At 37.8% G+C, this 21,174-nt stretch carries 10 protein-coding genes and 1 pseudogene; 1 reads left to right on the top strand and 10 read right to left on the bottom strand.

The annotated features are described in order from the left end of the window. On the bottom strand, positions 1-1,479 hold a 1,479-nt coding region (locus tag ACIQ1E_RS09780; RefSeq protein WP_396170990.1), incomplete at its 3' end, for an HYR domain-containing protein. Positions 1,480-1,868: 389 nt separating this feature from the next. Then, on the bottom strand, positions 1,869-12,326 hold the full coding sequence (locus ACIQ1E_RS09775) for a LamG-like jellyroll fold domain-containing protein (RefSeq protein WP_396170988.1): 10,458 nt from the start codon (positions 12,324-12,326) through the stop codon (positions 1,869-1,871). A 328-nt stretch (positions 12,327-12,654) separates the two neighbouring features. On the opposite strand from ACIQ1E_RS09775, the gene ACIQ1E_RS09770 reads away from it, so the two are divergent. Then, complete coding sequence (locus ACIQ1E_RS09770) at positions 12,655-13,131, top strand: regulatory protein RecX (RefSeq protein WP_396170985.1); 477 nt, start codon at positions 12,655-12,657, stop codon at positions 13,129-13,131. Positions 13,132-13,238: 107 nt separating this feature from the next. Here ACIQ1E_RS09770 and ACIQ1E_RS09765 read toward each other — a convergent pair whose 3' ends face one another. From ACIQ1E_RS09765 to ACIQ1E_RS09730, 8 genes and pseudogenes are all read right to left on the bottom strand, one after another. Beyond that, positions 13,239-14,411, bottom strand: coding sequence for a beta-ketoacyl synthase N-terminal-like domain-containing protein (locus ACIQ1E_RS09765; protein ID WP_396170983.1), 1,173 nt, complete (start codon positions 14,409-14,411; stop codon positions 13,239-13,241). A gap of 192 nt (positions 14,412-14,603) precedes the next feature. Beyond that, a complete protein-coding gene (bioA, locus tag ACIQ1E_RS09760) occupies positions 14,604-15,875 on the bottom strand; it encodes an adenosylmethionine--8-amino-7-oxononanoate transaminase (protein ID WP_396170981.1) in 1,272 nt (423 codons plus the stop codon). A 108-nt stretch (positions 15,876-15,983) separates the two neighbouring features. Beyond that, positions 15,984-16,604 (bottom strand): dethiobiotin synthase, encoded by a 621-nt coding sequence (gene bioD / locus ACIQ1E_RS09755; protein ID WP_396170979.1) that lies wholly within the window; start codon positions 16,602-16,604, stop codon positions 15,984-15,986. 56 nt (positions 16,605-16,660) lie between these two features. After that, positions 16,661-17,053 carry a GxxExxY protein gene (locus ACIQ1E_RS09750; RefSeq protein ID WP_396170977.1) on the bottom strand — a complete coding sequence of 131 codons (393 nt, stop codon included), beginning with the start codon at positions 17,051-17,053 and terminating at the stop codon, positions 16,661-16,663. Between the two features lie 139 nt (positions 17,054-17,192). Then, entirely contained in the window at positions 17,193-18,344 is a 1,152-nt protein-coding gene (locus ACIQ1E_RS09745) for an aminotransferase class I/II-fold pyridoxal phosphate-dependent enzyme (RefSeq protein ID WP_396170975.1), read from the bottom strand. 62 nt (positions 18,345-18,406) lie between these two features. Beyond that, positions 18,407-20,056: a glycoside hydrolase family 9 protein gene (locus ACIQ1E_RS09740; RefSeq protein ID WP_396170973.1), complete on the bottom strand. Its 1,650-nt coding sequence runs from the start codon at positions 20,054-20,056 to the stop codon at positions 18,407-18,409. A 54-nt stretch (positions 20,057-20,110) separates the two neighbouring features. Then, a pseudogene (locus tag ACIQ1E_RS09735) lies at positions 20,111-20,329 on the bottom strand (cellulase N-terminal Ig-like domain-containing protein); the annotation flags it as partial. A gap of 89 nt (positions 20,330-20,418) precedes the next feature. Continuing rightward, positions 20,419-20,907, bottom strand: a complete 489-nt coding sequence (locus ACIQ1E_RS09730) for a hypothetical protein (RefSeq protein ID WP_396170971.1) — start codon at positions 20,905-20,907, stop codon at positions 20,419-20,421. Positions 20,908-21,174 lie beyond the last annotated feature (267 nt).

Raw genomic sequence — 21,174 nt, 5'->3', positions numbered from 1 at the left:
TGCTGTTTGTGCTGTGGTGGCTCCTGAACAATTGTCCGTTCCAACTGGTGTTGTATAGGTTACTGATGCGCCACAAGTTCCCGTTGTGTTGTTCACAGAAATGTTCGCTGGACAACTGATGGTTGGTGGTTGATTGTCGACTACTGTTACTGTAAAACTGCAAGAAGTTTTGTTTCCTGCTGCATCGGTTACTTCAAAAGTGTTTGTGGTTACTCCAACTGGGAAAGTGGCTCCCGAAGCCAAACCTGCTGTTTGTGCTGTGGTGGCTCCTGAACAATTGTCCGTTCCAACTGGTGTTGTATAGGTTACTGATGCGCCACAAGTTCCCGTTGTGTTGTTCACAGAAATGTTCGCTGGACAACTGATGGTTGGTAGTTGATTGTCGACTACTGTTACTGTAAAACTACAAGAGATTTTGTTTCCTGCTGCATCGGTTACTTCAAATGTATTGGTAGTTGTTCCAACAGGGAAAGTGGCTCCCGAAGCCAAACCTGCTGTTTGGGTTGTGGTGGCTCCTGAACAATTGTCCGTTCCAACGGGTGTTGCATACGTTACTGCTGCGCCACAAGTTCCGGGCGTATTGTTCACTGAAATATTGGCTGGACAAGTGATGGTTGGTGATTGATTGTCAACTACTGTTACTGTAAAACTGCAAGAAGTTTTGTTTCCTGCTGCATCGGTTACTTCAAATGTATTTGTAGTTGTTCCAACTGGGAAAGTGGCTCCCGAAGCCAAACCTGCTGTTTGGGTTGTGATGGCTCCTGAACAATTGTCCGTTCCAACGGGTGTTGCATATGTTACTGCTGCGCCACAAGTTCCGGGCGTGTTGTTCACTGAAATATTGGCTGGACAAGTGATGGTTGGCGCTGTTGTATCTACAACTGTAAAAATAGCTTTATAATTATTTCCACCATTACTGGCAAAATGGGTCTCACTTCTCCCTCCGCTTGCAGTATACGTAAAATCAGCTGTTGTATAAATTTCTAAATAATAATCCCCAGGACACAAACCATTTAAAACATTAATATTTGCACCATTTGATTCCCATGTTTGATTTTGACAGCCAGGACCCGCTCCAATATCATTCGAACTAAAACCCATATTAGAGTTTAAAAAACTTGGTGCTACATCTGATGTTTTATATATTCGATAATACAGTTTTCCATTGATAATATCATCTGAATTACATTTATATACTTTATTCTGTGCACCATTTAAAATTAAAGAATTATCCGAATTAAAAGTGCCCAGATTTGTTCCATTAAAATCTGGATTTCCAGTATTTGCTTGTAAATCATAATAGAAATTTCCTCCTCCATTACTATTCAATACAGCATAACTTTCGTAAATACTAGATTGGGCATTTATTGTTATATTTATGCCTAGAAAAAAAATTACTACCCACAACAAGCGAAATTGTTTTGTTGGTTTTAATACTAATGAACTATTCTTATGTAGGAGTAAGTAGTTTTTTCTCATAACAATTTTGTACTAATTTTTGGGGTACTTATGATTGCTTTACCCTTATAGAAAGGTTTAAAAAAAAATAGACAATCCACAGTTTTGCTAAGATATTCAACAAATAAACCATTTCCAAAATTATTCGTTTAATTGCTTATTAAGTCGTTATAAAACTATTTTACAACTAAATAGCTTTATAAAGCAAAAAATATTATAGAGAAGAATTTATATTTTAGACTTTATTTACATTCTGTGTAATGTGAAGAAGTTACAAGTATTTGTCTCTTGTTACCAAATAATCAGTAGAGAAACGGTTCTATAGTTCGCCAGATTAAAGGTTAAAATAAATACTAATAGTAAATAAAAGGATCAAATCTATTTGATACTAATCCCAGCAACAAAGTGCGTTATTTGACGATAATTTTTTTGCTGAACTCGCCTTTGGTGGTATTTATTTTTACAATATAAATTTCTGAAGGTAAATTTTTAATCGGTATTTGTATTGATTTTTGTTCACGTCCTTTCACATCCCAATGGCTGATTTTTTGTCCTGCTAAATTGAAAAGAGTCACTAGATTTACCGTGGTGTCAATTAGATTGTTTCGGATAATTAGGGTATTATAATTATTGGAATATAAGGCAATTATACCATCGTTTACCTCCTCTACTTCCTCTACTCCCAAGGTTTGGTTTGTAAATCGCAATGAAAAGCGATTATCGTATTTGCCAACAGCTAAAACGGTTTTGTAATCCTTGTTTTTAAGGTCATGATATTGAGTAGTTTGACTATCGAATAAGTAGATTTCGGTGTTTGTTGAAACGTTTTCTAATTCATCCAGTTTTATGGTTATTTCTCCTTCATTTGCTACAGCAAGCCCTAGAGGAATAATTCGATTAGCATTGAAATCTGGCACTCCTTGAATCACAAATTGACTGTTGTTTAAATTCCAAAACATATCATTTTCGTTGCTATCATACATAGGCGCATCGTATCCTATATCGAAACCATCGGTAGTATTCGGGTCGGCTCCTACCAATAATTGTCGGTGTGCGCCTAGGGCAGAGTCGAAACCTAATCTGATTTTTGCTATAGTTTCAAGGGTTGTTTTTGCTGTTTCTTTCTTTTTCATAAAGACAGAGCTCACTGCATTTTCTCTAACAAAAGTTCTCTGGCTGTTTTTGAAAATCAAAGTACCTCCATCTACAGATGTAGGGATTCCAGTCCCCGAAACGGCTGGATCTAAATAGGAATCTACAAAAAACCCTTGGCCTATTGGGATAAATTGTTTGGGTCTGTTGCTGCCATTAGATCCGTCGTTAAGTGTTAATTCGCTATCATTTATTCCTACTACACCACCAATTAAACTATAAGTAGCATAGCCTCCTTGATATTCGGCCAGCAAATGATTGTTTGAATTGGCAAAATGATCCCAAAAATAGAGTGCTCCATTAAAAACATTTTTGCCCTGAGCATTTCGAGTTGCTAAATTATCTTTAATAAATTCATTGGCATCCAATGCTGATGAATACGGATTTCCTACTAAATAACTGCTGTCTTTATTTAAATTTAGCGAAATAGTACCATTATTGGGCTTCCCTACAAAGACATAATTTTGAGTTGTAGTAATAGGAGCTGTTCCACCTGTCCCTTTCATTGTATAGCCTTCGCCAACTCGTAACAAGCCCGTTTGAGCCACATTGTTCCATTGGTAATAATTGGACAATTCGTCTCCTCCGACAATAATGGAATTGTAAGTCCAAATCCAGCGATTACTTATTTTTATTGGATTAGAAATAGCACTATCGGCAAAGTAAGCACCACTACCAAAAGATATGGTTTTAGGTGTTGATGAAATTGTTCCGTCCTTTAAAACCGCTTCGATTGAATAGGGAGCATTATTGGCCCCTCCTTGAATACTTACTGGTGATGACCAATAATTGTAATTGAAACTGTTTCTTTTTCCTTGTTGATCGCGCTCTATATATCCTGTACTGGTTTCGTCTAAAATACTTTCGCTCGATTGTGAAGGGGTGTATTGTTTTTGAACCAATTGAGATTCGCCAACCAGATCTATTACTCCATTTAATTTTAAATAATGGGTAATCCACAATCCGATTCCGTTATTTTTTTCGTCTAATGCTTGAGAAGAATCGGCCACAGTTATTTTTCCAGAATCCACAATTAATCCCAATAAAGTAATGTTTTTATTTCCCGATAGAATGTTATGTGTGCTTTTTACAATATTCCATTCAATTGGATCACCATTAACCCCTAGACTATTTGGACAATCCCAAACTTGATGTTGTGTCCAAGTATTGTCAGTAGTCCATTCTTGATTGTGGACTCCTGTGGTGTAAGGCAAAGGTGCTGTCTCAGCTTGGGAAAGTGTCATGTTGAGTAATCTTCCTGACACAAAACCGGTTTCATTTAATGTTCCTGCTACAACATCGGGTGTGTTTTGATTCATTTGATAATATCCTGCCAAATTACTCCAAGTCAATCCATTTATTTGAAGTGGAACAATTGCGCCATAAACTGCAGTTGCATTCATCACAATTTCTTGATTCATCATTTGTCGAATTTGTTCTTTTGTCAAACAAACTTTCCAAATACGCAATTCGTCTAGTGAACCATTAAAATAATTTACAGGTTTACTTCCCGATTTATATAAAGCTCCCACTAAAAAATTCGAATTATTTGTCGTCGGGCTTGGACCTGTTTTCGAATCCATCTCGATGCCGTCATAATATAATTTGTAGTTACTTCCATCAAAGGTCACCACAACATGATACCATCTATCGATAGTAATTCCAGAACGAGTTACTACTTTTGTGTTATTTACATAAAAAGAAATGCTATTGCTTTCTATTCTTAAATCATATCCCGTTGTTTTGTTATTGGCATCTTGTTTGGAAAATATTGACTTAGAAAAACCATTTATACTATTGGGTTTCACCCAAATTTCAAAACTAAAAGCGGCAGTAGCATTAAAATTATTCCCAAAATTTACATTGTCATCTACCCCATCAAAATAGATATTCAAACAATTTGCAATAGTAAAAGTGACCGTGTCTGATGTATCGGGACAAGGAGAAGCATTTTTTATGGTCCAAGTCAAAGTATAGGTTTGTCCACTTTCGCCAGTAAATGTTGATGTAGGACTTGTTGTATTGGAAAAACTAAAGGAGCCTGCATCTTGTCCTGAAGTCACTGTCCAAAGTCCTACTGTTCCGTTGGCAGCTAAATTTACTGTAGTATCAGCACAATTTGCAGTGGTAGTTACATTACCTGCATCGGCAACAAATATGGGTGTAATGATAATATTTACCGTATCAGAAACAGCCGGACATGGACCTGCACCGTCTGGGTCATTAGTAGTATAGGTCAATGTGATCGTTCCCGAATCAGACGCACCTAATGTATAAATAGCATTTATGGAATTGTTGTTAAAACTACCTGAACCACCACTCCAAGTTCCACCGGTGGCACTGCCTCCGATTGAAGCTGCCATAGTCACTGTTGGTGTTGAGGAACAAGTTGTGATATCACTTCCAGCATTGACTGTTGCTGCTGGATTAACCGTTATCGAGCCATGAGCTGTTAGATTTCCGCAAGTTCCTGTTGTAACGATGGTATATGGGTAAGTCCCTGGGCCTACAGTAGGTGTTCCCACAAATTTTAGTGTATATCCGTTAAACGAAGAAGTTACACCCGCAGGCAAGCCTGTTACATTAGGCGCTGTATTACCGCTACCCACAGAATAGGTAATTTCTGTAAGTGGGGTGTCTTTACAAAGCGTTTGCGTATCAGTACCTGGTCCTGATGACAAGATAAGGAAAGGAGAAAGTGTTCCGAAAGAAATATCATCTAAAGCAAAATCATTTCCACCTGCAATAGTATTTAAATTTCTAATTCTAATCACAGCTGTTGTGGCACTACCTGAATTCCAAGTGGGCGTACTATAAAATCGTATCCAGTTACTTAAATTGACTTCTGCTTCAGTTGTGGGTTTAGGCGCTGTGGTTAAATCGGCAATAGATCCTACTAAAACACCATTTACTTCAAATTGTAATCTTGCAGGAGAAACAGGATTCAAATTCATAGCATAAGCGCTAAAATAATAATCGGTATTAGGGGTTACGGTTACGGTTTGTTGCCAAATAATTCTTTGTCTATCGGGCCCTGGAGGATCAGGAATAGTTGTGGTACTTCCGTTTACCATCAAGAAATTTCTAGGACCAACGGAATTATTGGTATGATCTTGTCCGTGAAAATTGGGATGATACCCCACACCATTCGAGGGGCTAAAAGCACTAGTATTGACCGCATAATCTCCTTCGGGCCATAATCCAGAAGTAGCATCACCCGTTAAATAAAACGCTTGATGTTGTCTGTATTCTGTAGTAAAACTTGGTGCTGATGGATTGAAATTAGTAAAATCACCATTGGTAACCAATTCTTGGGCAACACTCAACGTGGCCACATAAGTACAACCGTTGGGCGTTGTGCCCACCACTTCGACAATTTGGGCTGTATCTACTAATATAGAGCTTCCTGTTTCTCCCGTACTCCAAACAAAATTTCCAATTGGTCCTGTAGCACTAGCCAATAACCTTACTTGATTGGGGCCATAGCAATAATCGGCCGTGATTTTTAATTGAGGATCAGGATATACATTAACTCGAACAATTTTAGTAGCTTGACATCCATCACTATTGGTCACAATCGCAGTATAATTGGTAGTCACTGTCGGCGAAACCGGAATGTTTTTATTCGTAGCCGATGGTACTCCTGCATTGGCTGGAAGCCCTGCCGTTGCAGCTGGAGATGCTGTCCAAGAATATAAATAAGTTGTCCCTGACTTAATACCTTGCACTTGGAAATTATCGATACGGATATCATTATTATCAGATCCATTCCCACTGATATTTAAAGTGATTTCTAAACTATTAGGGTTACTGGCACCTGATGGCAATGTAAATGAGGCTACCATCCAATTACCATTAGTCATTTGAACAACAGTGCCAGCGGATACTGAAGCACCTCCATTTTTCCGAAATAAAACCTCTATTCTTTTTGTCCCTGTAGTCCCAGAATTTTGCCTCTGTGCTTGAAAATAGATATTAAAAGAGGTGTAATTTGGTAAATCGGTGCCTCCTAATGTAAATACCCAAGATCGGTTTTTTCTGTCTGCAATAAGATAATCACCAGCAGTAGCGTTATTTGTAAAAGCTGCCGGAGTAGTGGCAACACCAGTATTATTAGTGTTAAATGAAAGATTGGTGCTTGAAATTACACTAGTAATTCCTGTAACTGCATTAGAAACTAAATTCGCATAAGAAGTTCCAGAATTAAAATTATAATTAACAATTGTTGTCGCCGTACTTGCCGCTCCTTGTGCAATAACATCCAAACTACTTTGATCACCACTACAAACTGTTGCAGGAGTCGCCGTGGCTGAAACAATTACTGGAAGTGCTTTTATAGTAACCGAAGGTGTGGTGCTACTACATCCTGATACAGTATTCATAAAAGTAAAACTAGCATTCCCAACTGAAACTCCTGTAATTACTCCCGCATTATTGACAGTGGCCACCGATGGATTACTAGAAGTCCAAACCCCACCTGATGTTGGCGACAAAACTTTAGTAGCATTGATACAAAGTTCAGCAGGTGCTGTAACTACTGGTAAAGCATAAACGGTTACCACTGAAGTTGTTTTGCTACAACCCGTACTTGAATTGGTATAAGTAAAGGTAACCGTGCCAGGAGCTTTTGCTGTTATTACACCCCCATTGGTTACCGTTGCAATTACTGTATTACTACTGGTCCAAGTTCCTCCAGTTGTAGGTGACAGATTAGCCGTTGCAGTTACACATATTTTAGTGGGCGCAGTTACTGTTGGTAGCGGATTTACAGTAGCCGTAATCGTATTGCTGGTTTTAAATGAATTACAAGGACCTGAACTAAGAGTTACATAAATTGTTTCACCATTGGTCAAAGAAGTATCGGTGTATGTCGTGCTATCTGTACCTACGGGTACTCCATTTTTATACCATTGAAAATGCGGATTGATTCCTGCATTTGCCGTTGTAGCCGAAAAAGTAATACTACTGCCTTGGCATATTGGAGTTGAAGGAGCAGCTAAAATACTCACTGTAGCCGTAGCTGCAGGATCGATAACAATAACTGTAGCATTACACGAATTGGTGTTCCCATTATTATCTTTCACAGTCAAAACGACCGTATTGTTTCCAATATTTCCACAGTTAAACACTAATCTTGAAGCTTCGATAGAAAAAATACCACAATTATCGGTTGAACCATTGTCAATCTGATTTACAGTAATGGTTGCAAACCCAGAAGTATTTAATGTCACTGATACATTTTTACATTTTGCTATTGGATTTGTATCATCTGAAATTGTAAATAATTGATTTACATTCGTTTTATTTCCGCAATTATCGGTTATCGTATAGGTTCTCGTTATTGACCCTGAGTATGCGTCTCCAACCAAGGCTCCTGTTGTTGATGTTACTATAAGATTAACTGTTGGAGTACAATTATCGGAAGCCGCTGCTCCAAGTAAAGTGTTGAAAGCAGCTATGGTAGTTACTGCAGCAGGAAGATCTCCTGAACATTCCAAATCGACAGTTGTTGGAGCGACAACTATTGGTTTTGTAGTATCGTTGATTGTAAAAACATGATTTACACTTTGGGAATTACTATTGGCATCCGTAATGATGTACGTTCTTGTAATAACTCCATTACAATTTCCGGGAGTTGTTATAATTGTTGAAGATGAGACTGTAAGACCCGATGTAGCTGTACAATTATCAGTTGCTGATGCCCCCGCTAGAGAGTTAAATGCAGAAATGGTTGTTGCTGCCAAAGGTAGTTCTCCAAGGCATTGTAGTGCTATTGTATTTGGGGCTGTGACTAAAGGCTTTTCGTTATCGGTTATCGTAACTATTTGATTGCAAGGCAAAGACACATTCCCATTTTGGTCTGTTGCTGTCCATACAACTGTTGTGGTTCCAATTCCAAATAAATAAGTCGTTGGATTTATAGTAACGCCACCTACTTTAGCCGTAATAATTATATTAGCAACTGTAGCACAATTGTCTAAAACTGTAGGTGTACCTAATGAAACTATAGTGGTACAATTTCCTGTTCCATCGTTACTTGTGTTTGCAGTAATTGTTGCTGGACAAGAAATTGTTGGAGCTGTTGTATCGGTTACTGTAATGGTTTGACTGTAAGTTGTTGTATTCGAATTGTCATCAGTGGTGGTCCAAGTTCGGGTGATGACTTTGTTATTTCCTGTTCCATTTACTACCGAATCTGAATAATTTACTGTTGGTGTTGCACAATTATCACTGGCTGTGGCGGGACCATTGGTGTCGGCTGGTAAACTGCTGTCGGAACAAGAAATCGTCAGATTGGCTGGTGATGTGGTGAAAGTTGGCGCTGTTGTATCGGTTACTGTAATGGTTTGACTATATGTTGACGTATTCGAATTGACATCTGTAGCGGTCCAAGTTCGGGTGATGACTTTGTTGTTTCCAATACCATTCACTACCGAATCAGTGTAATTTATAGTTGGGGTTGCACAATTATCGGTAGCAGTAGCTGGTCCATTAGTAGCTGCTGGTAAAATACTAGCCGAACAAGAAATCGTCAGATTGGCTGGTGATGTGGTGAAAGTTGGCGCTGTTGTATCGGTTACTGTAATGGTTTGACTATAAGTTGCTGTATTCGAATTGGAATCGGTGGCTGTCCAAGTTCGAGTGATGACTTTGTTGTTTCCAATGCCATTCACTACCGAATCGGTATAATTTATGGTTGGGGTTGCACAATTATCGGTAGCAGTAGCTGGTCCATTAGTAGCTGCTGGTAAAATACTAGCCGAACAAGATATTGTCAAACTCGCTGGTGATGTGGTGAAAGTTGGCGCTGTTGTATCGGTTACTGTAATAGTTTGATTATAAGTTGCTGTATTCGAATTGACATCGGTAGCTGTCCAAGTTCGGGTGATGACTTTGTTGTTTCCAATGCCATTCACTACCGAATCAGTGTAATTTATGGTTGGGGTTGCACAATTATCGGTAGCAGTAGCTGGTCCATTGGTAGCTGCTGGTAAAATACTAGCCGAACAAGATATTGTCAAACTCGCTGGTGATGTGGTGAAAGTTGGAGCTGTTGTATCGGTTACTGTAATGGTTTGACTATAAGTTGCGGTATTCGAATTGACATCGGTAGCTGTCCAAGTTCGGGTGATGACTTTGTTGTTTCCAATGCCATTCACTACCGAATCGGTATAATTTATGGTTGGGGTTGCACAATTATCGTTAGCAGTAGCTGGTCCATTAGTAGCTGCTGGTAAAATACTAGCCGAACAAGATATTGTCAAACTCGCTGGTGATGTGGTGAAAGTTGGAGCTGTTGTATCGGTTACTGTAATGGTTTGACTATAAGTTGCGGTATCCGAATTGACATCGGTAGCTGTCCAAGTTCGGGTGATGACTTTGTTGTTTCCAATGCCATTCACTACCGAATCGGTATAATTTATGGTTGGGGTTGCACAATTATCGTTAGCAGTAGCTGGTCCATTAGTAGCTGCTGGTAAAATACTAGCCGAACAAGATATTGTCAAACTCGCTGGTGATGTGGTGAAAGTTGGAGCTGTTGTATCGGTTACTGTAATGGTTTGACTATATGTTGACGTATTCGAATTGACATCGGTAGCTGTCCAAGTTCGGGTGATGACTTTGTTGTTTCCAATGCCATTCACTACCGAATCAGTGTAATTTATAGTTGGGGTTGAACAATTATCCGTAGCTGTTGCGGGACCATTGGTAGCTGCTGGTAAAATACTAGCCGAACAAGAAATCGTCAGATTAGCTGGTGATGTGGTGAAAGTTGGCGCTGTTGTATCGGTTACTGTAATGGTTTGACTATATGTTGACGTATTCGAATTGGCATCAGTAGCGGTCCAAGTTCGAGTGATGACTTTGTTGTTTCCAATGCCATTCACTACCGAATCGGTATAATTTATAGTTGGGGTTGCACAATTATCGGTGGCTGTTGCAGGACCGTTGGTGTCGACTGGTAAAATACTAGCCGAACAAGAAATCGTCAGATTGGCTGGTGATAAAGTGAAAGTTGGCGCTGTTGTATCGGTTACTGTAATTGTTTGGGTTGCTGTTTCAAAATTGCCTGCTGCATCCTCAACTCTCCAGGTAACTGTTGTTGTTCCTATTGGAAAAGAAGAAGGTACATTATTGGTCACAACCAAACTTGGTGTTACTGTACAATTATCTGCAACTACTGGAGAACCCAATGTTACATTGGTCGACGTACAAGCAACATTTGTTGTGCCTGAAGTTGCCATTGGTGCGGTAATGGTAGGTTTGATATTGTCCGTTACCGTTACGGTTTGAGTTGCTGTTTCAAAATTGCTTGCTGCATCCTCAACTCTCCAGATAATTGTTGTTGTTCCTATTGGAAAAGAAGAAGGTGCATTGTTGGTCACTGAAGCTACCGAACAATTGTCTGCTGTTGTTGGTGTTCCAAGAACAACTCCTGTTGCTGTACAAGCCGAATTTGTGGTAGCTGCAACATTTGATGGTGCTGTGATGGTAGGTTTTACATTGTCAGTTACGTTTACCGTTTGGGTGGCTGTGGTACTATTTCCTGAACCATCGGTTACGGTCCAAGTAACGGTTGTACTTCCCAAAGGAAAGGTGGTTGGTGCATTGTTGGTCACTGAAGCTACTGAACAATTGTCTGCTGTTGTGGGTGTTCCAAGAACAACTCCTGTTGCTGTACAAGCCGTATTTGTGGTAGCTGCAACATTTGATGGTGCTGTGATGCTTGGATTAATCGTATCATCTACAATAACAGTTTGATTTTGAGTTGTGGTATTTCCGTTGCCATCATCGAAAGTCCAAATGATCGCATAGGTTCCTTGGGTGTTATAGAACAATGGGCTTGATATGGTTCCTGTAATAGTTCCTGCGCAAGTATCGGTGGCTGTGGGAGCGGATACTGTGGCTGAACATTGACCGGTTATCGTTGGTAAAGAAGCTACATCTGGAATTGGCGCAACGGTATCTTCTACAATAACAGTTTGATTTTGAGTTGAAGTATTTCCATTGCCATCATCGAAAGTCCAAATGATTGTATAGGTTCCTTGGGTGTTGTACGATAATGGGCTTGATGTGGTTCCTGTTATAGTTCCTGCGCAAGTATCCGTGGCTTTTGGAGCGGTTACAGTGGCAGAACATTGACCCGTTATTGTTGGCAAAGAAGCTAAATCTGCAATTGGAGCTATAGTATCATCTACAATAACCGTTTGATTTTGAGTTGAAGTATTTCCATTGCCATCATCGAAATTCCAAACGATCGTATAAGTTCCTTGGGTATTATAAGACAATGGGCTTGATGTGGTTCCTGTAATAGTTCCTGCGCATAAATCGGTGGCTGTGGGAGCGGTTACTGTGGCTGAACATTGACCGGTTATCGTTGGCAAAGAAGCTAAATCTGCAATTGGAGCTATAGTATCATCTACAATAACCGTTTGATTTTGAGTTGAAGTATTTCCGCTGCCATCATCGAAAGTCCAAACGATCGTATAAGTTCCTTGGGTGTTATACGATAACGGACTTGATGTAGTTCCTGTAATTGTTCCAGCGCATAAATCGGTGGCTGTGGGAGCGGTTACAGTGGCAGAACATTGACCTGTAATTGTGGGTAAAGTTAAACTATTAGGGTTAGGCTGGGTAATGTCAGGTGAACACTGCCCGTAATTATGGAGTGAATTTAAAAATATAAAAATGATAATCAAGTAGTTTTTTCCCATATCCCACAATTTTACTATTCAATAAATTCAACATAAAAAATTAGGGTTTATTAAGTTTTGACTATAAAAAAATATTTAATTATTATACTACTCAAAAAGTTTTTGGCTACACTATCATCATGAGTATATATGTCTGTAAATGAGATACAAAGATATATCAAAGTAATAACTAGTTGTTCAAAACATAAAAAATAATCGACGAAATACACTCTTATCTGTTAAATAACTCTAATCTAATGATTATAAATACAATGGCTAATCTAATTATATAAGTTAATTTTGCTAAATTCTAAATTTAGAATTGTTGTTACGTTTTTATTAATTGCCTATGAAAGATGTTTTCTCCATAAAAGAAGCTGTACAAAAGATTGAATTTTTTTGTGCCTATCAAGAACGTTGTCACGAGGAAGTGGTTGCTAAATTGCGTTCGATGAAAATGGATTCAAACGAAATTGATCAAATAATGGTTCATCTCATCGGCGAAAATTTTATCAACGAAGAACGTTTTGCCTGCAGTTTTGCCAGAGGGAAACACCGCATTAAACATTGGGGAAAAATTAGGATCACCAACGAATTGAAGTTCAGAAACATATCACAAACCCTCATCAATACTGCTCTCAAAGAAATCACTCCTGAAGAATATTTGGAGACATTTCATACTTTATCTGAAAGACATTGGGAATCTATCAGAGAAAATAGCCTATTAAAAAAACGAAAAAAATTCTGCGATTATATGCTTCGCCGAGGTTTTGAAAGCAATTTAGTTTACGATAAAGTGAAGGAATTAGAAATGAGTGGTCAGTGATCAGTTTTTGAGTATTCAGTCGCAATTAAGCTTCGAAACCTGTAAAAATCTGCCGAATCTGTGGCTAAAAAACTGTGACCTTTGTGCCTTCTTTGTGACCTTCGTGGTTAAATTCCCAACAAAACACTCACCGCATTTCCGCCAAAACCTACTGAATTTACAAGCACTTTACGGATTTGTTTTCTGGGTTTTTGAGCTTTTGCAAATGGAACACCTATAAATTCTTGATGTTGCATCATCAAAATCCCTAGTTCAATACTCAACATTGCCGAAGCGCCAAAAGTGTGTCCAATTTTCCATTTATTGGTAGTTAGCATCGGCAAATCGGTCCCAAAAACTTTTTGAATCGCTTTGTATTCCGTTAAATCACCAGCTTTGGTTCCCGGAGCGTGCATAACAATCGCATCCACTTCGGACAAATCTGTATTTTCTAAAGCCATTTTCATCGATTTCTGAAAACAAGTCGCTTCGGCTGAAATGGAGATGTTGTGTTCCAAAATTTCGGTCGCGTAACCAATGCCTTCCACAAAAGCCAGCGCCTTTTCTTTTCGTCCCATTTCCAAACAACAAACCGCTGCACCTTCGCCAAGAATCATTGTGTTTTGCTTTTTTTCAAAATCTAATGCTCGATTAGGCCATTCGGCAAGCTCAGGCTGACGTTCATCTATATTCGAATAAATTTTCAAAGCACGCATTTGTCCAATGGTAAAATCCGTCAATGGCGCTTCACTACCACCAACTAAAAATTTATCCGTCATTCCAGCTCTAAGCCAAGCCACACCATTTAACATAGCGTGCAAAGCAGTTGAACAGGTAATAGAATGAGAAATTTCGGGACCTGAAGTTTGTAAATCGTGGGCGACCCAAGAGGAAATATTTCCTAAAGTGGTCGTTGGTGAAGCTAAAGTTTGTGCTTTGCCTGTTTCCAAATATTCTTGATAATGTTTTTCAAATAAATCTGTCGCGCCACGGGAAGAACCTATGTTGATTCCGAAAATGTCGTTTGAAGTCCAAGCTGCATTTTCGATGGCTTTGCGTGAAGCCATCATCGCATACAAAACTGATTTGTCCAAGAATTTGTATTTACTATCCGAGTGTTTTAATTCCTCGATTATTGAATTTGAATCCTCGTCAAGTTTGGCAACGAAAGTGTTTTTACGGTCTAAAAACTGAGTCGTAAAACAGTGTTTAGGGTTTTTATAATTTTCCCAAATCGTTTTTGATTTATTACCCAACGGAGAAATAGAAGCAATTGATGTTATGGAGATAATTTTTGACAAGACTTTTTATTTTGGTGCAAAGGTCGTAAAGTTTTTTGCAAAAATGGCACACGGATGACACGGATTTAAACAGATAAAAAATGGATTTTTATTCTTTTGTGAATTCATAGCAAAGACTTGAACAGATTATCACTTATTTTTAATATTTCATCTGTGTGAATCCGTTTCATCCGCAGAATCTGTGGCCCAACATTAAACTATTTCCAATGCTTTTTCGACCACTTTATATACTTTTTGCAATTGTTCGTCGGTAATCACATAAGGTGGCAAAATGTAAACAATATTTCCAACTGGTCTTATGATTATTCCATTTTCAATAAAAAAATTGTACAGTTTATTACGCAAACTCCCATAATAACTGGCGGCACTTTCGGTTTGTATTTCTAAAGCAAAAATCACACCTAGCACCCGTGTTGTGGTCACTTTTGGATGGTTTTTTATCTGTTTTTGAAAGGCTAAATGTCTTTGATTTACACGAATCAAATTGTCTTGCATTTCTTGAGTTTGAAGTAAATGCAAACTTGCCAAAGCCGCAGCACAACCTGTTGGATTCCCTGTAAAAGTATGACCGTGAAACAATGCTTTATTGATGTCTTCGTCATAAAAAGCATCGAAAATGTCTTGAGTAAAAGTAGTAATCGCCATTGGAATGGTCCCGCCTGTCAAGGCTTTCGACAAACACATCATATCGGGCTGCTCTGTTAGGTAATCGCAAGCAAAATTCTTTCCCGTTTTTCCAAAGCCAGTCATCACCTCATCGGCAATCGTCAACACTTTGTTTTCTTTACAAATACGAACTAAGTTATCCAAAGCTTCAGGCTCATACATTACCATTCCCGCAGCACCTTGCACCAAGGGCTCAAAGATAAATCCAGCACAATTTTTGCTTTTTATGGCTTTCGCCAAAGCGTCAAAACTAACTTGTTCGTTTCCCTTTGTTGGAACCGGAATTCGTATGACCTCTATTAACATTCCCTGAAAAGCTTCTGTAAAAAAGGAAATTCCACTGGCAGCCATTGCCGCAAAAGTGTCTCCGTGAAAGGCATTTTCGAAAGCGATTATTGTCGTTTTCTTTTCGCCCTTATTAAAAAAATATTGCAAAGCTACCTTAATTGCAATCTCGACAGCAGTCGAACCATTGTCTGAAAAAAATAACTTTTGTTGATTTTTGGGCAAAATTTCCATTAGCTTCTCGCCCAATACTATTGCAGGTTCGTGTGTAAATCCACCAAAAAGCACGTGCTCGAGTGTCGTCAATTGTTTGTAAATCGCATTGGCAATAAATCGATTAGAATGTCCAAACGGATTCACCCACCAAGAGGCGATCGCATCGATGTATTCTTTATTGTTTTCGTCCCAAAGCAAAGCACCTTCTCCTCTTTTTATGACTATAGCAGGCGATGCTGTTTTATGTTGTGTATACGGATGCCAAAGGTGTTTTTGGTCTCTTTCGGATAGGTTCATTAGATTTCAAGTTATAGTTTTACCGCGAAGACGCAAGGTCGCCAAGTTTTTTGATATTGGTTTTTCAAATTGAAATTGTCATTGAAATTGCCTTTGCCATTGCTATTACTATTGCAGTTTCATCAAATTTTCTCGAAACAAATCGGCGTATTCTTTGATGACGTTCTGATCAAAATAGGGTTCTTGGTCGATTCGTCCAACACATTGAATTCCAGTTTTACTCAGAATAATCGATTCTGTCCCTTTATTTTCAGCTCCACTAAAAATGATACCGGCGATGTTCAATTTCCTGTTTTTTAAAGCTTCGATAGTTAGCAAAGTGTGGTTGATACTTCCCAAATAATGTCTGGAAACTACAATAACTTTGTAATCGGCTTGGATTAAATCGATAACGCAATCGGTGTCATTTAATGGCACCAAAAGACCGCCTGCGCCTTCAATAACGAGGTGGTTTTTGGTTTGTGGTTCTTTTATTTTCTTTAAATCAATCGAAATTCCATCTACTTCAGCGGCATAATGCGGACTGGCTGGCGTGTTGAGTTTATAGCTGTTTTCGTGAACAAAAGTTTTTTTGTTAGAAATATAACTCTTGATTTTATGGCTGTCGGAATTATCCAAATCACCCGCTTGAATGGGTTTCCAATAATCGGCTTGGAGCGATTCTACAATGATGGATGAGGCAATGGTTTTGCCTACGTCGGTTGATATTCCTGTAATGAATAGTTTCATAGATTTATGGCACACAGATGACACAGATTTAACAGATTGTCACTGATTTTTAAAATTTATTTTAGTTTCTTTCTGTCGTTTTTATAAATGAATCTTTTGAACTCAGGTGTAGATCCAAAATTTAACAATAATCCTATTTCAACATCAGTCGCTTTTAGATAATTCAAAAGTTGTGCTTGATGCTCATCCATTAGACATTCACAAGCTTTAAGCTCAAGAATAATAGAATCCTCTACCAATAAATCGGCAAAATAGTCCCCAACTAATTGACTTTTATAATACACTTTTATTAGTTTCTGCGCTTCCACTTTAAAACCTTGGGATTTTAGCTCAAAATACATTGCGTTTTGATATACCTTTTCAAGAAAACCATAACCTAATTCATTATAAACTTCATAATTAGCTTTCAAAATAGAATCACTTAACTTTTTGTGTAAAAATTCAGCCATAATTAATTTGTGTTTATTTATATTTTTAATGAAAAAATCTGTGCAAATCGGTTAAATCCGTGTCATCCGTGTTCTATCAACACAACAATGTCCTTCGACAAAATTGAAACATCAAGAAACCCATATCGAAAATAAAAAATCATTGAACCAAAAAAACAAAAGTACTCAACAAACTTAACACTTCCGAGATTTCTTCTTGCGAATTGTAACTATGTAAGCAAAACCGAAGTCTTTCCTGTCCTTCAGGAACGGTTGGCGATAAAATAGCTTTTACATCAAATCCTTTTTCTTGAAGTTGACTCGCAATGGATTTTACCTTTTGGTTTCCAGGGATAATTGCACTCTGAATGGCTGATTTACTTCGAACAAACATTGGTTTCAATCCCAAGAGATTCTTTTCTTGATTGAAATGAATGATGTTTTGACGCAGTTTTTCAATCGATTGCTTTTCTGTTACTAGATGCTGATAAGCAACTAAAATCGTGGCAACGGAATGCGGAGAAAGCCCTGTGGTATAAATAAAACTTCTGGCGAAATTCACTAAATAACCTTTCAACTCCTGACTACCTACAATCGCTGCGCCGTGACAACCCAATCCTTTGCCAAAAGTCATTATTCGGGCAAAAACTTGTTCTTGCAAACCTAGCATTTGAACCAATCCTTCACCAGATTGACCAAAAACACCCAAGGCGTGTGCTTCATCAACCACTAAATAACATTTGTGTTTTTCGGAAAAAGCCACCAATTCTTCCATATTAGGACAATCGCCATCCATTGAAAAAACGGTTTCTGTTACAATGTAGACTTCGGTAAGCTCAGTCTGACAACGTTGAATGAGTTTTTCCAAATCCTCAAAATCATTGTGCTTGAATTTATACGATTTGGCATTGGATAATTGGATTCCGTCTCGAATGGAAGCGTGACACAACTCGTCATACAAAATCAAATCACCTTTTTGTGGGACTGAACTAAAGAAGCCTACATTGGCATCATAACCCGAATTGAATATCAAAGCTGATTCCGCTTGGTGAAATTTGGCAATATACGTTTCTGCTTCTTGATAGACTTTATGGTTTCCAGATAGCAATCGGGAACCAGTGGCTCCATTTTGAGTGCCATTGGTTGCAACCAAATACTGATGCGTTTGCTGGAATATCGACTGATTTTTTGAAAATCCAATATAGTCATTTGATGCAAAATCAACTAACTCATTCGGTAACGACAATGTACGCAAGGCATTATTTTGCTGACGAAACTCAAGTTTGCTAGATAGGTTTTTTGGAAACTTCATAAGGGCAAAGTTAACAAAAAAAATATCCGAATAGAAAGCCGTCTCTTAGCTTAATATGGAAACTATTCCTTTATAATTTTTATAGTTTCTGAATTCTCATTTGAACTCACTTTTAAAAAATAAACTCCGTTAGAAAGGGAATGAATATAGATTTTAGATTCCTCTTTAGGAATTGTGTTTTTCAATACTGTTTTTCCATGTAAATCAAATATATTTACTGTTAGAACATCATTAAATTTAGTACTTCTTCCAATATGAAGTTCATCTTTTGTTGGATTTGGGTAAACGATTAAATTAGTTAATTGTGTCGTTTCATTATCATTAATTGATAAGGTTTGATTTTGGTAAAATTGCAAAGCATTTGTGGCATAAGCCAAAGGCGCATTCCAATTGATTGTAACTTCATTGGTTGAATAGGAACACCAAGTATCTGAATATTTTCCGGCTTTAGATGTGCTTGGATACGCACATCCGTCTGGATTATTTGCGTTCTGCGGCCCACCAACTAGCATCCCGGGGACAGGCAATACTATACCATCGGCTTCAGAAATACGGTGATGCGGTTTTAGTGGGGAACTTGCTCCAAATCCTGTAACAAAACTAATTCCAACTGCATTCCTGCCTAACAAATAATCCATTGCCTTATAAGCTGCGGTCAAATAAGAACTGTCATTTGTAGCTTTGTAAGCACTTAGCAATACAACTACCTGATTAGCTGCCGCACCATTACTACCCCAATTATAATCATTATTATTCATAGCGGTTTCGACTAAATTAGTGGCAATATTACTCTTTAATGTGTTTGCTATTGAGGTTAACTTGTTTACTGCTGAAGCTGTATTTAATTGAATAACATTGGGGTTCGTTAGGTTATTTGCAATTGACAATATCCCCAAAGTACTTGTACTTTGCCAACTTGGAACACCTTGATTTGTAAGATAAAAATAATTTATATCATCTTTATACTGGGTTTCTCCAGAACTAATAAATAGTTCGACTGCCGCCCATTGGAACTCATCATTCACATTATTATCTTCATACTGACCTGTTGAAACGCCACTAGGATTAGTAGTGAAATACATAGTCGGGTTGTTTTTTGCCCAAGTATAAGCTTCTTTAGCTGCTGCTAATAAAGCTGCACTATACCCTGGCTTCTGTGTATTATAATCTGAAAAAATTCTAGATGCGACAGCCATAACTGCAGCAAAATTTAATGCTGCCGAGGTCGATCTTCCAATAACAAACCGCTCCAAATTATAATTTTCAGGCATCACTATACCCTCAAAATTTAATCCTGACAATTTATGATAAACAGATCCGTCACCACCATCGGATATTTTATTTTGCATTGTCAGCATCCAATCTAAATTCCAAATCGCTTCATCTAGAATATCAGGTAAATTATTGGTAGATTCTGGAATATTCAAATCCTTGCTTATAAAATAAGATTTATAATTTTCAAATGCGGCTAGCAAAGTATAGGTACTAATGCCGCTATTTACAACGTATTTATTTAAATCACCTGCATCATACCAACCCTTGGGCGATGAAATAGTTATATTTGTTGGCCGATTTGGCGTAGCCGCTGATGAATGCACTTTTATAGCAGTATCAGGTGTCCCAGAATTTCTTGACCAAGCACCACCATTGACAGCAGTAATCGCAGAGGAAGCTCTGTTATAATAAAAATATCGTATAGAAGCCGCAGACAATGCTTCAAGAGGATTGTCGGCAACTGTTATCGTTATGTCAGATTGATCCGTTTTAACGGTATAAGTACCATTTGTATCAATAGAAGATAAATCGATTTTAGATACATTTAGATTTGCATCAGACCAAATTGCACTTGATGGTGCTACCCCTGATAAAATTTCTACATTACTACTATTGAATACTTTGTAATTTTGTGGTCCGAAAGAGGCAGCAGATACTAAATTTACCGCTTTATCTCTACCTTTAAAATAGCCTACTTGATTCGCACGTATAAAAATTGGAGGTGCAGTAACCTCTAAAGGCTGCCCAAATGAAATCCAATCGATGTCAATCGTACCATTATACTTCCCTGCAGCATCATTTACAAAAAAGTTAAATTCTTAATCATAGTATTGTTAACCGAGCAAGGTGCAGCCGCACTGGTACAAGGGCTGCCTCCATATCCTCCATCCTGAAATTTCCCAGTGTAAATAATCTCAAAAACTTGATAGGTTGTGGTTAAACTAATTGAAGATGAATTTCGATTCGTTACATATCCCAATCGGTCTTGCAAATCGATACGCAAACTAGCACCACCCGTTCCCTTCACTTTAATATAAAGTTTATTGTTTCCTGATATATTGATGTCCTTCAAAATCCCATTATCATGGATGCCGTAGTTGATAGCTGCATAAGCACCAGCTGTTCCATTACCAACTATTCTCAAATTTTCATTTACCAAACTAGTGCTGTAAGCCGACGAAGGATAAGTGGTATTATTGACTCCTTGATTAAAAGTATCACTATACACTATTTGACTTGAAGCTAAATTGGCATATAAAACCACAAATAATAGAATGATTTTTTTCATTTTGTTTATTTTTTTAAAAATAACTTATCCAACAAAATTATCTAAACTATTAATCATAATATAATGCAAAAAACACATTTAATGATATTATTTCACAGTTTATAATTACAAAACTTACAAATGATAAGGACTTAGATTAAACTTATAGGTATAGGCGCTTAGAGCACCCTTGTTATCTATTGATTTTATTGATATTTATTCAAATTTCACCATCTTTTTCATTAACACATCGAAGATTGTCCCCATATTTGACCTTCTATTGTATCT

The organism is Flavobacterium sp. (assembly GCF_044348915.1).
In the GTDB taxonomy this organism is placed as follows: domain Bacteria; phylum Bacteroidota; class Bacteroidia; order Flavobacteriales; family Flavobacteriaceae; genus Flavobacterium.
Note: the sequence above shows the minus strand (reverse complement) of the source record. Positions and strands in the feature narration are given on the sequence as shown.